This window comes from Aeromonas bivalvium, assembly GCF_000819765.1.
GTDB lineage: Bacteria > Pseudomonadota > Gammaproteobacteria > Enterobacterales > Aeromonadaceae > Aeromonas > Aeromonas bivalvium.
The window spans coordinates 1-13616 of the sequence record NZ_CDBT01000027.1; the positions used below are offsets into that span (position 1 = coordinate 1).

At 62.6% G+C, this 13616-nt stretch carries 13 protein-coding genes; 5 read left to right on the forward strand and 8 right to left on the reverse strand.

Annotated features, from left to right (window positions below; translation table 11 throughout):
* The first annotated feature begins 117 nt into the window (after nucleotides 1–117).
* The gene (locus BN1119_RS10085) at nucleotides 118–657 is read left to right on the forward strand and encodes a gamma carbonic anhydrase family protein (protein ID WP_041997450.1); all 540 of its coding nucleotides are present in this window, start codon (nucleotides 118–120) and stop codon (nucleotides 655–657) included.
* An 83-nt stretch (nucleotides 658–740) separates the two neighbouring features.
* On the opposite strand, the gene polA is transcribed toward BN1119_RS10085, so the two are convergent.
* The gene (gene polA, locus BN1119_RS10090) at nucleotides 741–3482 is read right to left on the reverse strand and encodes a DNA polymerase I (protein ID WP_041997454.1); all 2742 of its coding nucleotides are present in this window, start codon (nucleotides 3480–3482) and stop codon (nucleotides 741–743) included.
* Nucleotides 3483–3885: 403 nt separating this feature from the next.
* Here polA and elbB point away from each other — a divergent pair, with 403 nt between their 5' ends.
* Nucleotides 3886–4539, forward strand: coding sequence for an isoprenoid biosynthesis glyoxalase ElbB (gene elbB, locus BN1119_RS10095; RefSeq protein WP_041997457.1), 654 nt, complete (start codon nucleotides 3886–3888; stop codon nucleotides 4537–4539).
* Between the two features lie 86 nt (nucleotides 4540–4625).
* Here elbB and BN1119_RS10100 read toward each other — a convergent pair whose 3' ends face one another.
* From BN1119_RS10100 to fieF, 4 genes are all read right to left on the reverse strand, one after another.
* On the reverse strand, nucleotides 4626–4835 hold the full coding sequence (locus BN1119_RS10100; protein WP_041997460.1) for a cell division protein ZapB: 210 nt from the start codon (nucleotides 4833–4835) through the stop codon (nucleotides 4626–4628).
* Nucleotides 4836–5003: 168 nt separating this feature from the next.
* A complete protein-coding gene (locus BN1119_RS10105) occupies nucleotides 5004–6284 on the reverse strand; it encodes a hypothetical protein (protein WP_041997463.1) in 1281 nt (426 codons plus the stop codon).
* 23 nt (nucleotides 6285–6307) lie between these two features.
* Entirely contained in the window at nucleotides 6308–7087 is a 780-nt protein-coding gene (gene cysE / locus BN1119_RS10110; protein ID WP_041997466.1) for a serine O-acetyltransferase, read from the reverse strand.
* 8 nt (nucleotides 7088–7095) lie between these two features.
* Nucleotides 7096–8007, reverse strand: coding sequence for a cation efflux pump FieF (gene fieF, locus BN1119_RS10115; protein WP_041997469.1), 912 nt, complete (start codon nucleotides 8005–8007; stop codon nucleotides 7096–7098).
* 87 nt (nucleotides 8008–8094) lie between these two features.
* On the opposite strand from fieF, the gene BN1119_RS10120 reads away from it, so the two are divergent.
* From BN1119_RS10120 to trmL, 3 genes are all read left to right on the forward strand, one after another.
* Entirely contained in the window at nucleotides 8095–8787 is a 693-nt protein-coding gene (locus tag BN1119_RS10120; RefSeq protein WP_041997471.1) for a response regulator, read from the forward strand.
* A complete protein-coding gene (locus BN1119_RS10125; protein ID WP_041997473.1) occupies nucleotides 8784–10136 on the forward strand; it encodes an ATP-binding protein in 1353 nt (450 codons plus the stop codon). The genes BN1119_RS10120 and BN1119_RS10125 overlap by 4 nt, the downstream gene beginning before the upstream one ends.
* Nucleotides 10137–10203: 67 nt before the next feature.
* Complete coding sequence (gene trmL / locus BN1119_RS10130; RefSeq protein WP_041997475.1) at nucleotides 10204–10668, forward strand: tRNA (uridine(34)/cytosine(34)/5-carboxymethylaminomethyluridine(34)-2'-O)-methyltransferase TrmL; 465 nt, start codon at nucleotides 10204–10206, stop codon at nucleotides 10666–10668.
* A 69-nt stretch (nucleotides 10669–10737) separates the two neighbouring features.
* On the opposite strand, the gene BN1119_RS10135 is transcribed toward trmL, so the two are convergent.
* The 3 genes from BN1119_RS10135 to cyoE form a co-directional block, all read right to left on the reverse strand.
* A complete protein-coding gene (locus tag BN1119_RS10135) occupies nucleotides 10738–12027 on the reverse strand; it encodes an MATE family efflux transporter (protein WP_084205413.1) in 1290 nt (429 codons plus the stop codon).
* Nucleotides 12028–12100: 73 nt separating this feature from the next.
* The gene (locus tag BN1119_RS10140) at nucleotides 12101–12727 is read right to left on the reverse strand and encodes an SCO family protein (RefSeq protein ID WP_041997480.1); all 627 of its coding nucleotides are present in this window, start codon (nucleotides 12725–12727) and stop codon (nucleotides 12101–12103) included.
* Nucleotides 12720–13616, reverse strand: coding sequence for a heme o synthase (cyoE, locus tag BN1119_RS10145; protein WP_041997482.1), 897 nt, complete (start codon nucleotides 13614–13616; stop codon nucleotides 12720–12722). Before cyoE ends, BN1119_RS10140 begins: the two co-directional genes overlap by 8 nt.

Sequence of the window (13616 nt, forward strand, 5' to 3'; positions counted from 1 at the left end):
AATCTTCAAAAATGGGCCTCTCTCTAGTTATTCATGTCCAAACACAGCTTTTGTACAAACTTATCCACAGAACAGGGGTAGGGATTGCTAGAATGGCCGTAAATCAAGGAGGCCAAGATGGACTTGCGACTGAGACCCTATAAAGGAAAACGCCCGCAACTGGGCAAACGGGTATATGTGGACCCCTGCGCCACCCTGGTGGGAGACATTGTGCTCGGCGACGATGCCAGCATCTGGCCCCTGGTGGCGGCACGGGGGGATGTGAACCATATCCGTATCGGCGCCCGCAGCAATGTGCAGGACGGCACCGTTCTGCACCTCAGCCGCAGGAGCGCCGCGAATCCCGATGGTTATCCCCTGCTGATCGGGGAAGACGTCACCGTGGGCCACAAGGCCATGCTGCACGGTTGCACCATAGGCAACCGGGTACTGGTCGGCATGGGGGCCATACTGCTGGATGGGGTGGTGGTCGAGGATGATGTGATGATAGGGGCCGGCAGCCTGGTGCCACCGGGCAAGCGGCTCGTATCCGGTTTTCTTTATATGGGGAACCCGGTCAAGCAGGCACGGCCGCTCAAGCCGGCAGAGATTGCCTTTCTCAAGACCTCGGCCGACAACTATGTCCTGCTCAAGGATGAGTATCTGCAAGAGGCTTGAAACAGACAGAGAACGAAAACAAGAAGCCCGGCATGCGCCGTGCTTCAATTCTTCTTATTATAGCTAGCCAATCACTGTGAGGATCAGTGGGCCTGATCCCAGTTGTCACCGGTCCCGGCTTCCACCACCAGCGGCACGTGCAGCTCGGCCGCCGCAGACATCTTCTCCTTGATGAGGGCGATGTACTCCTCCAGCTTCTCCTCGCGGATCTCGAACACCAGTTCATCGTGAACCTGCATCAGCATGTGGATGGAGCCATCGGTAATGCCCCGGATCCAGCCATCGACGGCGATCATGGCGCGCTTGATGATGTCGGCGGCCGTGCCCTGCATGGGGGCGTTGATCGCCGCCCGCTCCGCCGCCTTGCGCAGTCCGGCGTTGCGGGACTTGATGTCCGGCAGGTAGAGGCGACGACCGAACAGGGTCTCGACATAGCCCTGGGCTTCCGCCTGCTGGCGGGTGCGCTCCATGTATTCCAGCACGCCCGGGTAGCGCTCGAAGTAGAGATCCATGTACTTCTGCGCCTCGGCACGGCCGATCCCCAGCTGCTTGGCCAGACCGAAGGCACTCATGCCATAGATGAGGCCGAAGTTGATCGCCTTGGCGCTGCGGCGCATGTCGGTGGTCACCGCATCGAGCGCCACCCCGAACACCTCGGCGGCGGTCGCCTTGTGGATGTCCTTGCCCTCGGCAAAGGCGGTCAGCAAGCCCTGGTCACCGGAGAGGTGCGCCATGATGCGCAGCTCGATCTGGGAGTAATCCGCCGCCACCAGCTTGTAGCCGGCGCTCGGGATGAAGGCCTGACGAATGCGGCGCCCCTGCTCGTTGCGCACCGGAATGTTCTGCAGGTTGGGATCGGTGGAGGAGAGTCGGCCGGTCGCCGCCACCGCCTGATGGTAGGAGGTGTGTACCCGCCCGGTCTGGGGCTTGATCATCAGCGGCAGCTTGTCGGTGTAGGTGGACTTGAGCTTGGCCAGGCCACGGTGCTCCATCAGCAGGCGCGGCAGCTCATAGGTCTCCGCCAATTCCGCCAGCACCTCTTCGGCGGTGGACGGCGCGCCCTTGGGGGTCTTCTTGAGGATGGGCAGCCCCAGCTTGACGAACAGGATCTCGCCGAGCTGCTTGGGCGAGGAGAGGTTGAACTCCTGGCCGGCCAGCTCGTGGGCCTGACGCTCCAGCTCCGCCAGACGCACTTCGATCTCCTGGCTCTGCTGGTGCAGCAATTTGGGGTCTATGGTGGTGCCGAGCAGTTCCATCCGTGCCAGCACCGGCAGCAGGGGCAGTTCGATCTCGGTGAACACCTTGGCAAGCGTGGGCTGCTTGCTCAGTTCGCCCCACAGGGTCTGGTGCAGACGCAGGGTGATGTCGGCATCTTCCGCCGCATAGGGCGCGGCCTGCTCCAGCTCGATCTGGTTGAAGGTGAGCTGCTTGGCCCCCTTGCCGGCGATATCCTCGAAGGAGACGGTGTCGACGCCCAGATACTTCTTCGCCAGAGAGTCCATGTCGTGACGGCTGGCGGTGGAGTTGAGCACATAGGATTCGAGCATGGTGTCGAAGGCGATGCCCTGCAGGTCGATGCCGTGATTCTGCAGCACGTTGCGATCGTACTTGAGGTTCTGACCGACCTTGAGGCGGGCCGGATCTTCCAGCAGCGGCTTGAGCTTGCCGAGCACCAGCGCCTCACTCAGCTGGGCCGGTGCCCCCAGATAATCGTGGCCGAAGGGCACATAGGCCGCCTTGCCCGGCTCGACGGCGAACGACACGCCAACGACGCGCGCTTCCATGTAGTCGAGACTGGTGGTCTCGGTATCGAAGGCAAACAGCGGTGCCGCCTGCAACTGTGCCAGCCAGGCGTCGAACTCTGCCTCTTCCAGAATGCAGCTGTAGTCGGTTTCGATGGCGGCAGCCGGGGCAGCGCCTTCCTCGTCACTCCCGCTCTGATCGCCCCCTTCCAGCTCCTTGAGCAGATTGCGCAACTCATACTCGCGGTAAACCGCCAGCAGGGATTCCTTGTCGATCGGGCCCAGCAGCAGCTCTTCCAGACTCTGCTCCAGCTCGACGTCGGTCTTAATGGTCGCAAGTTGATAGGAGAGCCGCACCTGCTCCTCCTGCTCGCGGAACTTGTCGGCGAATGCCTTGGAGCCACGGAAGCCGAGGGCAGCCACCTTGTCCAGATTGGCGGCGATCTCGTCTATGCTGCCGATCCCCTGCAGCAGGGCCAGCGCCGTCTTCTCGCCCACCCCTGTCATGCCGGGGATGTTGTCCACCTTGTCCCCCATCAGGGCCAGGTAGTCGATGATGAGTTCGGGCGGCACACCGAACTTCTCGATCACCCCGTCCCGATCGGTCTTCACATCCTTCATGGTATCGATCAAGGTGACATGGTCGGAGACCAGCTGCGCCATGTCCTTGTCACCTGTGCTGATGAGCACCGGCAGTTGTTTTTCTGTCGCCTGGCGGGCGAGCGTGCCGATCACGTCGTCGGCCTCGACCCCTTCCACCATCAGGAAGGGGAAGCCCATCGCCTTGATCATCTGGTGAATGGGGGCAACCTGGCTGCGCAGATCGTCCGGCATGCTGGCGCGGGTCGCCTTGTACTCGGGGTAGATGTCGTCACGGAAGGTCTTGCCCTTGGCGTCGAACACCACGGCGACATGGCTGTCGGGGTATTGTTTGCGCAGGCTGCGCATCATATTGGCCATCACCCGGACGGCGCCGCTTGGCAATCCGGTGGAGGTTCGCAAGTCGGCCTGCTGGGAGGCGAAGAAGGCGCGATACAGATATGAAGAACCGTCAACCAGAATGAGGGGATTGCTAGGGGCCATGAAGTCGTCCTGCCAGAGAGATAAACAGCCGCTAGGATGCCACAGGGACCCCCTGGCACCAAGGGGGCCGGCCTAACCTGTTGCTGGATGAATACCAAACAAACTCTGTGGATAACTCTGTGACCAAAAATGGCCGTTGCTGACCAGTGCTGTGAAAAACAACGAAGAACAAATCAAAAAAACCATTACAATCAATAAATTGCACATCATCCATCGTATAAAGATGTATCGAGAATGACATGGCCAAATGTGGAAAAAATTTTAAGGGGATGAGTCAGGCAGGATCCAAAACGAAACAATCCTAGCACAGCATCCTGACTTGACCAGCCGGGGGCGAACGATAACCATACAAAAGTGCCAGTTTCCACCTTGGCTCACATTTTCGACAACAAGGAGTCTTCCCATGAAAAAAGTGGCCGTGATCTTGAGTGGTTGTGGCGTGTTTGATGGCGCCGAGATCCACGAGGCGGTGATCAGCCTGCTCGCCCTGGCGCGCCAGGGCGCCTCCACCCAGTGCTTCGCTCCCGATGTGCCCCAACGCCATGTCATCAATCACCTGACCGGTGACGTGAGCGAGGGGGAGAGCCGCAACGTGCTGGTCGAGGCCGCCCGCATCTGCCGCGGCCAGATCCGCGATGTGGCCGAGCTCGACGCCGCCGATTTCGATGCCTTGCTGCTGCCCGGCGGTTTCGGTGCCGCCAAGAACCTGTGTGACTTCGCGCTCAAGGGGGCCCAGTGCCAGATCCAGCCCGATGTGCTGAAGGCGTGCCAGAGCTTTGCCCGCGCCGGCAAGCCAGCCGCCTATATCTGCATCGCGCCGGCCATGATCCCGCTCATCTATGGCGCCGGCACCCTGGCCACCATAGGCAGGGATGAAGGGACGGCCAGTGCCATGGAAGCCATGGGCGCCAGCCACCTCGCCTGCCCGGTCAACGAGTTCGTGGTGGATGAGGAGCGCAGAGTCATCTCCACCCCCGCCTATATGCTGGCCAACAACATCATCGAGGCGGCAGACGGCATAGAGAAGACGGTCAAGCAACTGCTCGCCATGTGCTGAGGCAAGGAGCCAGGTCCCTGCCCGCCATCAACGAGAAGGCCGCTCATCGAGCGGCCTTCTCACATGCGACGAGGAACGGCAGGGGATCAGATGGCTTCGTCCATCTGATCGATCTTGCCGAGCAGGGCGCGCAGACGCTCTTGCCAGGCTTGATGCTCGTTGCGCAGCTGATGGTTCTCATCTTGCAGCTGGTTGTTCTGCTGCTTCAGTTCGTCCAGCTCCATCTTCAGCAGGGAGATGTTGTCGACGGCGGATTGGACTTTGGATTCGAGTTGTTCAAGGACTTCTAGTGACATGATGCGTACCTGTTTGTTCAATTGCGATGCCCCACAGAGGGCAATGCCAGCGCGTGGAGTCAGCATACCCTGAGCCGCTTCGCACAAACAAGCCGGAGCGGGGGAAAATGCGGTCTCACCGCCATCCCAGCTCAAATCTGCGTCGATTTCCTTCACATGGGCCGGGATTCATCCCTGCCAGGCGATATATCCGCCCAGCAGCAGACAGGCCATCAGATACATGAAGGCGCCATAGGCCAGGTTCCAGCGCAGCAGCAAGGAGGCACTCAGGTTGTAGCGGGCGGCCAATGCCAGGTTGGAGCCGGAGAGCGGGCTGGTACCGGTCGCCAGCCCCCAGCCAAGCAGGAAACACAGGCCGAGCAGGCTGGGATCCGGATTCAGGGGCCAGAGCAGCGGCGCCAGCCCCGAGATGCTGATCAGGGGATGCACCCCGAAGATGGCCACCACCAGGATCAGCAACAGGGTCAGCGACGCTTCGAACCAGCCAAAGTGCTGGAACAGCGGCAACCCGTGATCGCCGACGGCCAGGGTGGACAAGGCGCTATGGATGCCCGCCGCCAGCAGTCCAGCGCCGAGAAACAGCACCAGCTGGCCACCGATGGCGGGGAAGCGCTCCACCACCTGTCGCTTGAGCGCCAGGGCACGCCCCTGGCGTGGCATGAAGACCAGCGCCAACAGAGGAGCAACCAGGGCGATCACCGCCAGAATGCTGAGGGCGGGCCACCACTGCTTCATCAGCAGCACGGCCGCCACCAGGGCCAGCGGCAGTCCCAGGGTCTGCACCCGCAGCGGATACCCCTGAAAATCGGCGATCGCCCCCAGCCGCTCGACCTGCCAGGCGGTGACCCCCATCGCGATGAGGGCGCCGAGCATGCCGAACGGCAAGATGGGAGCCAGCCGCATGCCGGGGGCATAGGTGAGCGCCACCGCCATGGCCACGAAGAAGGGGGACCAGAATGCGGCGGCGCAGAAGATGCGGCTCAGCACCATGACCTGGCGTCGTTCCAGGCTGTTGTTGCGCTCCAGCCGATCGCCAATGATGAAGAGCACCGACAGGTTGATCACGGCCCCCAGCAGGTTGAGGCTCGCCATCGTGCTCCACAGCCCCTTGCGTCCTGACCAGGCAGGGGTGCCGGTCAGCAGCCCAGAGGTCGCGAGATTGAGGGTGCTCACGGCGGCGAACATGGTCAGCATGTCGATATTGGGTAGCAGCCACTCCCCCAGGGTGAGTTCGGCACCGCGCACGAAGGAAAACAACAGCAGTATCAAGGCGGCCCCGTATAGCGCCAACGCCTGGCGCCTGGCGGCTCCCGCCATCCTGGGCCAGGTCAGCAGGGACGCCATCCAGGCCGCCAGGGCGGCGGGCCAGGGCGAAATGCCCCCGTAAAGGTGCAGCAGATTGAGCAGCCACATTGCCAGGATGAGCCATCCCGACCACCACTTGGCCATGGTCCAGCCTTACATCAGGAGAGTCAGAGGCACTGGTCCATGTCCAGCGAGGGTTTGTCGCACTCGGGATGACCGACGATCTTGGCTGGCACACCGGCGACCGTGGTATGGGGCGGCACCGGGTTGATCACCACGCTCCCCGCCCCTATCTTGGCCCCCATGCCGACTTCTATGTTGCCGAGCACCTTGGCACCGGCACCGATCATCACCCCTTCACGGATCTTGGGATGGCGATCACCCCCCTCCTTGCCGGTGCCCCCCAGGGTGACGCTCTGCAAGATGGAGACATCGTCCTCGATCACCGCCGTCTCCCCGACCACTATGCCGGTAGCATGGTCGAACATGATCCCCTTGCCGATGCGGGCGGCGGGATGCACATCCACCCCGAACACCACCGAGATCTGGTTTTGCAGATAGAGCGCCAGCGGGCGGCGACCCTGCTGCCACAACCAGTGGGCCACCCGGTAGCCTTGCAGAGCATGGAATCCCTTGAGATAGAGCAGGGGAGTCGAGAAGAATTCGACTGCGGGGTCTCGCTCCTGTACGGCACAGATGTCGGCTGCCACCACGGCCAGCAGATCGGGATCGCTGCGCAGGGCCTGCTCTATTACCTCGCGCAGGGCGATGGCGGGCATGGTGGCGCTGTCGAGCTTGTTGGCAAGCTGGAAACTCAAGGCCGAGCGCAGCGTCTCATGATTGAGAATGGTGGAGTGGAAGAAGCTGGCCAACATGGGCTCCTGGGTCGCCATCATGCCCGCTTCCTGCTGAATTTTTTGCCACGTACGGGCAACCAGATCATCCATGTTACTGCCTACTGTTGTTCGATGGGGGAGCCTTGCCGTTCCTTGTGCACCACAGAGATGGGATCCATGTGAATGATGACGTCCGTCCGCTCAAAGGCCTGGCGCACCGCCAGTTCCGCCTCGTCGGCGATCTGGTGGGCCTTGACCAGGGGGAGCTGATCATCCAGCTCCAGATGTAACTGCACAAAACGGGTCGGCCCGGATTGGCGGGTACGCAGATCATGCACACCGTGCACACCGGCGACCCCACAGCAAAGGGCCATTATTCTCGCTTGTTCCTCCGCTGGCAACTGGCGATCCAGCAGGGCCTGTACCGACTCGTACCCTATGGTCAGCGCGCCCCACAGCAGGAAGAGGCCGATCAGGACGGCAAACAGGCCATCGGCCCAGAGCCAGCCCTGCCCCGCCAGCACCAGGGCGAGCAGGACACCGCCGTTGAGCAACAGATCGGAACGGTAGTGCAGCATGTCCGCCTTGATGGCCACACTGCCGGTGCGCCGCACCACGAATTGCTGGAAGCCCACCAGCAGCAGGGTCAGTGCCATGGAGCCCAGGCTCACCCAAATGCCCGCCTCCAGCCGCAAGATGGGATCCTCCTTGAGCAGGGAGGAGATGCCGTGCATCACCAGCAGCAGAGCCGACCCCGCGATGAAGGCGGACTGGATAAGGCCGGCCAGGGATTCCGCCTTGCCATGGCCGAATCTGTGCTCCTCATCGGCGGGGGTCATGGCATAGCGGATGGCGAGCAGGTTGATGATGGAGGCACTCACGTCCATGAAGGAGTCGGTCAGGGAGGCCAGCAGGCTGGAAGAGCCCGTCATCAGCCAGGCGATCAGCTTGCCGGTGATGAGCAAGGTGGCCGTACCGACGGCAGCCATGCTGGCCAGGGTCACCCAGCGGGAATATTGTTGATGGCTCACAACCGGCTTTCCTCTTGCGGTTAAAAATCTATTATACCCTGACCCTGCGCCCCCTTTGGCGCGAAAAATGATCGGAACTGGCGACTGATGAACAGAATTTTGCTGGTCGATGACGACCTGGACCTCACCCAGATGCTCCACGAAATCCTGACCCTGGAAGGTTTCCAGGTGACGGTGGCCGATGATGGCGAACAGGGGCTGCACCAGCTGGAACAGCAGGCCTTCGATCTGATCCTGCTGGACGTCATGATGCCCAGGCTCAACGGCTTCGCCATGCTGGCCAGGCTGAGGGAGCGACTCGATACCCCAGTACTGATGCTGACCGCCCGCGGCGACAGCCAGGACAGGGTCAATGGTCTGGAGGCGGGCGCCGATGACTACCTGGCCAAACCGTTCGACGACAGGGAGCTGCTCGCCAGGATCCGCGCCATACTGCGTCGCACCCAGGGCAGCAACCCATCGAGGATGGGCGCCGACGAGGTGCAGTTCATGGATATCCAGCTGCAACCCGGCCTGCAGCAGGCTTGCTGCGATGGCAGACAGCTGGAGCTGACCGCCACCGAATTTGGCCTGCTGGAATGTCTGCTGCGCAGTCCTGGGCAGATCATCAGCAAGAGGCAGCTCTCGGAACAGGTGCTCGGCAAGAAGCTCGAGCCCTTCGATCGCGCCATCGACATGCACCTGAGCAACCTGCGCAAGAAGCTGCCGGAGCGAGCCGATGGCCAGCCCCGTTTCAAGACGGTGCGGGGCCGCGGCTACCTCTGGCTGGACGCAACATGAGGCTCCCCCCCCTTCATGGTCTCTCCGGCCAGATATTTCTCTGGTTCTGGAGCATGTTGCTGCTGATCCTGGCGGTGGTGATCAGCCTCCCCTCCCTGGATCCACGCAACACCATACCCCTGCCCCCCAAGGAGCGGCTCTCCATGCAGCAGCACGTGCGCACCCTGCTGCAAGGTGCCAGGCCCGATCGGGCATTCGATCTGCAACAGGCGTTGCAAGCCGCCGGTCTGATGCAGGTGGGCAGCATCTATGTGCGGGACCAGGAGGGTCAGGTGCAGGCCTCCACGCCGCCGGACAAGTTCGTGATGCGGTTCATGCTGGAGGTGGATCAGCCGGACAACCCCATGATGGGGCGCGACCACAACGATGCGGTCACAGGCCCCTTTCTGCTCGAGCACAATGGTCACAGCTATCAGGTCTACTTCGGCCTCAATGTCGACAACCCCTACCTGTTTCTGGTGATCCAGATCCTGGATCACCCCGTGCTGATCCTGCTGGTCGCCATGTTGATCAGCACGCCACTGTGTCTGTTGCTTGCCATGCGCCTGACCCGCCCCATTCAACAGTTGCAGCAATCCGTCTCCCAGATCGCCGCCGGTGAGCTGGAAACCCGGATCCCCAATCTGGAGCGGCTCGACGAGATTGGCCAGCTGGCCGACAACGTCAGCCACATGGTGGAAACTCTCAAGCTGATGATACAAAAGCAAAAACAGCTGTTGTCTGACATCTCCCACGAGTTACGCAGTCCCTTGACTCGCATCCAGCTGGCCCAGGCGCTGATCCGCCGCAAGCAGGGCGACAGTCACGAACTGGCCCGAATCGAGTCCGAAATAGGGCGACTCGACAAGCTGATCGGCGACCTGCTCGACCTCTCCCGCGCACAGCAGCGAGTGGAGGCTCCCATCTACTACCCCCTCGCCGAGCTGCTCGAGCCCATACTGGATGACGCCCTGTTCGAGGCCCATCAGAGCGGCAAGCGCCTGATCGTTCCCCCCCTGCCCAACCTCTCACTGCGGATCTGGCCCGAGCTGCTGGCGCGCGCCCTGGAGAATCCGCTGCGCAACGCCCTCAAGTACGCCGAGAGCCTGATCGAGGTAGAGTGGCACAGCACGGCGCAGCATTGGACCATGAGCATCCGCGATGACGGGGCAGGGGTGCCCAGCGAACAGCTGGCGCTGCTGTTCCAGCCCTTCTACCGGGTCGACGATGCCCGCAACAGCCAGACCGGCGGGACCGGCCTCGGACTGGCCATCGCCGCCGAGGCGGTGCACCGCCATGGCGGCCATATCACGGCCACCCACAATGCCCCCCACGGCCTGCTCATCACCATCACGCTGCCCCTGACATGAGCCTCTTTTCATTGCCGCAGCGGCTGGGTATGCTGACGCCCCTCCCGGCCCCCATCAGGATCTTGTCATGCTCGATATCGTGCTCTATCAACCGGAAATTCCCCCCAACACGGGCAATATCATCCGACTCTGTGCCAACACCGGCTATCGGTTGCACCTGATAGAGCCACTAGGATTCGAGTGGGACGACAAGCGGGTCAAGCGCGCCGGGCTCGACTATCACGAATTCGCCGACGTGAAGCGCTGGCCAAGCTATGAGGCCTTCCTCGCGGCCGTGGCGCCCAGGCGGGTATTCGCCTGCACCACCAAGGGTGCCCGACCCCACTCGGCCGTCGACTTCACCCTGGGGGATGCCTTGCTGTTCGGCCCCGAGAGCCGTGGCCTGCCCATGGAGATCATCGAGAGTCTGCCGGGCGAGCAGCGCCTGCGCATCCCCATGCTGCCCCAGAGCCGCAGTATGAACCTGGCCAACGCCGTTTCGGTGTTCGTCTACGAGAGCTGGCGCCAGCTCGGCTATCGAGGCGCCCAGTAGACCCCTACGACACAGAGGGCCCGCTTGCTGACAAGCGGGCCCTCTCGATATCGGCGTGGTGAAGCAGGATCAGGCGCGGGATGCGAGCAGCCGACCATCCCGCTCCATGCGCCAGCAGAGCAGACCCAGGCTCAGGCCCCGGCCGACCATGAGCGCCGCCATCGCCGCCCAGAGCCCACCACTGCCCAGGGATTGCGCCAGCCACCAGACCGGGAAGAAGCCGCCAAATACCGCCACCAGCATGCTGTTGCGCATCTCACGGGCCCGGGTCGCCCCGATGAAGACCCCATCGAACAGGAAACACCAGACCGCCAGCAGCGGCATGGCCACCAGCCAGGGCAGGTTGTGTTGTGCCTCCCGGATCACCTCGGGCAGATCCGTCATGCTGGCGACAAGGCCTGGTCCCCCCAGGGCGAACGCCAGGGTAAAACCGGCGGCAATCAGCAGGGCCCAGCCCAGGTTGAGCACTATCACCTCCCGTAGCTCCTGACGGTCACGGCGCCCTATGGCGCGCCCGACCATGGCCTCGGCCCCATAGGCAAACCCATCCAGCCCGTACGAGATCAGCATCAGCAGATTGAGCAAGACCGCATTGGCGGCCACCGTCACATCGCCGAGCCTGGCCCCCTGCAACGTCATGAAGGCGAAGCAGAGCTGCAGGCAGAGGGATCGGATGAAGATGTCACGGTTAAGCCCCAGCAGACGCAGGAAGACAGGCCACTGCCGAAGGCGGTGCAAGGCGCCCTGCCAGACAGCCGGATCCATCGCTCGCAGACGACGGCTCACCAGCCAGATGCCGACCCCGAGCGCACAGTGATCGGCGATGAGGGAGGCCGCCGCCACCCCTTTGACCTCCCAACCCAGTCCCAGCACGAAGAGAGCATCGAGGGCCATGTTGACGAGATTGGTCAGGATCAGCAGCGCCATGGGCGTGCGGGCATCCTGCAAGCCCAGCAACCAGCCCATGATCACCAGATTGCACAGGGCCGCCGGGGCACTCCAGATCCGCACAGCCACATACTGACCCGCATAGTGCTGCACCTCGGCCGAGCCTCCGCTCAACCCAATGATCTGGGGCAGGAGGGGGAACACCAGCAGCATGATGCCCACCCCCAGCAACAGTGCCAGCGCCATGGCACGCATCAGGGTGTCGAGCATCTCCCGCCCGCAGGCCGCCCCATGGGCCTGGGCGGTCAGCCCTGTGGTCGACATGCGCAGGAAGCCAAGCAGCCAGAAGATGAGATTGATCAGGGTCGCCCCGACCGAGACCCCCCCGAGAAACCAGGCCTGGCTCAGGTGGCCGATGACCCAGGTATCGACCAGACCGAGCAGGGGGGTGGTGATGTTGGAAAACACCATGGGCAGCGCCAGGGCGAACACGGCGCCGTGGCGGGCAGGATCCCGCAGCCAGTCGGGGAAACGCGCCACGGGCTCAGCTGCCGGACAGGGTCAGGATACGGTCAAAATCCGATACCAGCGCCTTCATCGCCACATGAGGCACCTGACCCGGGACCGACTCGGGTCGGAAGATGGCTTGCAGCTGGCCTTCTGGGTTGACCAGCACGATGGAGGCCGAGTGATCGATGAGGTAATCCTTCTCACCCTGCTCGGCGATGGAGTAGATGAGCCCCAGATTGCGTACAAAGGGGAACAGGGCGCCATGGGGCGCGGTCGCCGCCTTGAAGTCGGGCTGGAAGAAGGCGACATAGCTCTTCAGGCGCTCCGGCGTGTCCCGCTGGGGATCCGCCGAGATGAAGACCACCTGGCTGCGCGCATCCAGCTTCCGCAACTCGGGATAGACGGACCTCAGATCGGCCAGGGTAGTGGGACAGACGTCGGGGCAGAAGGTGTAGCCGACGAACAGGAAACTCCAGTGCCCCTTCAGGTTCGCCGGCGTGAAGGGCTGGCCATCGGCGTCGACCAGAGAGAAGGGGCCCAGATCTCGCCCAACGGCATAATAGGTGGCCTGTTCAGGCTCTTCCGGTTTGTGGATAAACCAGGCGCTGGAAACACCCGCAATAAATACCAGCAATAACAGAGGGAAACGCCACTTAGCCATAGTCAATCCAGTGATCCGCCAACAGGACGATGAAGAGTACCATCAGATGGGTGATGGAAAATTTGAAGCATTGTATCGCAGTCTGCTCGTCCGGGGAGAACTTGAGACGCCAGGCCCACTGCACAAACCTCAGATTGAGACAGAGGCTGCCGATCAGATAACCCGGGCCTGCCATGCCAACCAGCCAGGGCAGCAGGCACACCAGGGTAAGCAGCAGGGTGTAGAGCAGCACACAGGTCTTGGTGAACTCGATGCCATGGGTCACCGGCAGCATGGGAATATTGACCCTGGCATAATCGTCGCGCCTGTGGATGGCCAGCGCCCAGAAGTGGGGCGGGGTCCAGGTGAAGATGATGGCCACCAGCAGCAGGGCGTGGGGATCCAGCGTCCCGGTGATCGAAGTCCAGCCAAGCAGAGGGGGCATGGCCCCCGCCAGCCCGCCGATCACTATGTTCTGCGGGGTCGCCCGCTTGAGCCAGACCGTGTAGACGACGGCGTAACCTATCAGGGACGCAGCAGTAAGCCAGGCGGTGAGACCATTGACGCCCAGCCAGAGGATGGCGATGCCGCCGGCACAGAGCGCCAGGGCAAACGTCATCGCCTGGCGGGTCTCGATGCGCCCCCTGGCGACCGGCCTGTGGTGGGTACGCGCCATGCGCAGGTCTATGTGCCTGTCCAGCACATGATTGATGGCGGCCGCCCCTCCCGCGGCCAGGCCGATACCCGTCAGGGACAGGAACACCAATCCCGGACCTGGCAGCTGGCCGGTGAGGTACATGCCGACCAGGGCGGTGAGCAACAGGAGTGCGACCACCTTGGGCTTGGTCAGCATCAGATAGTCTTGCCAACGCCATCTCGCCGTGGCGTGCAGTGCATGCGTTCGCGCCAT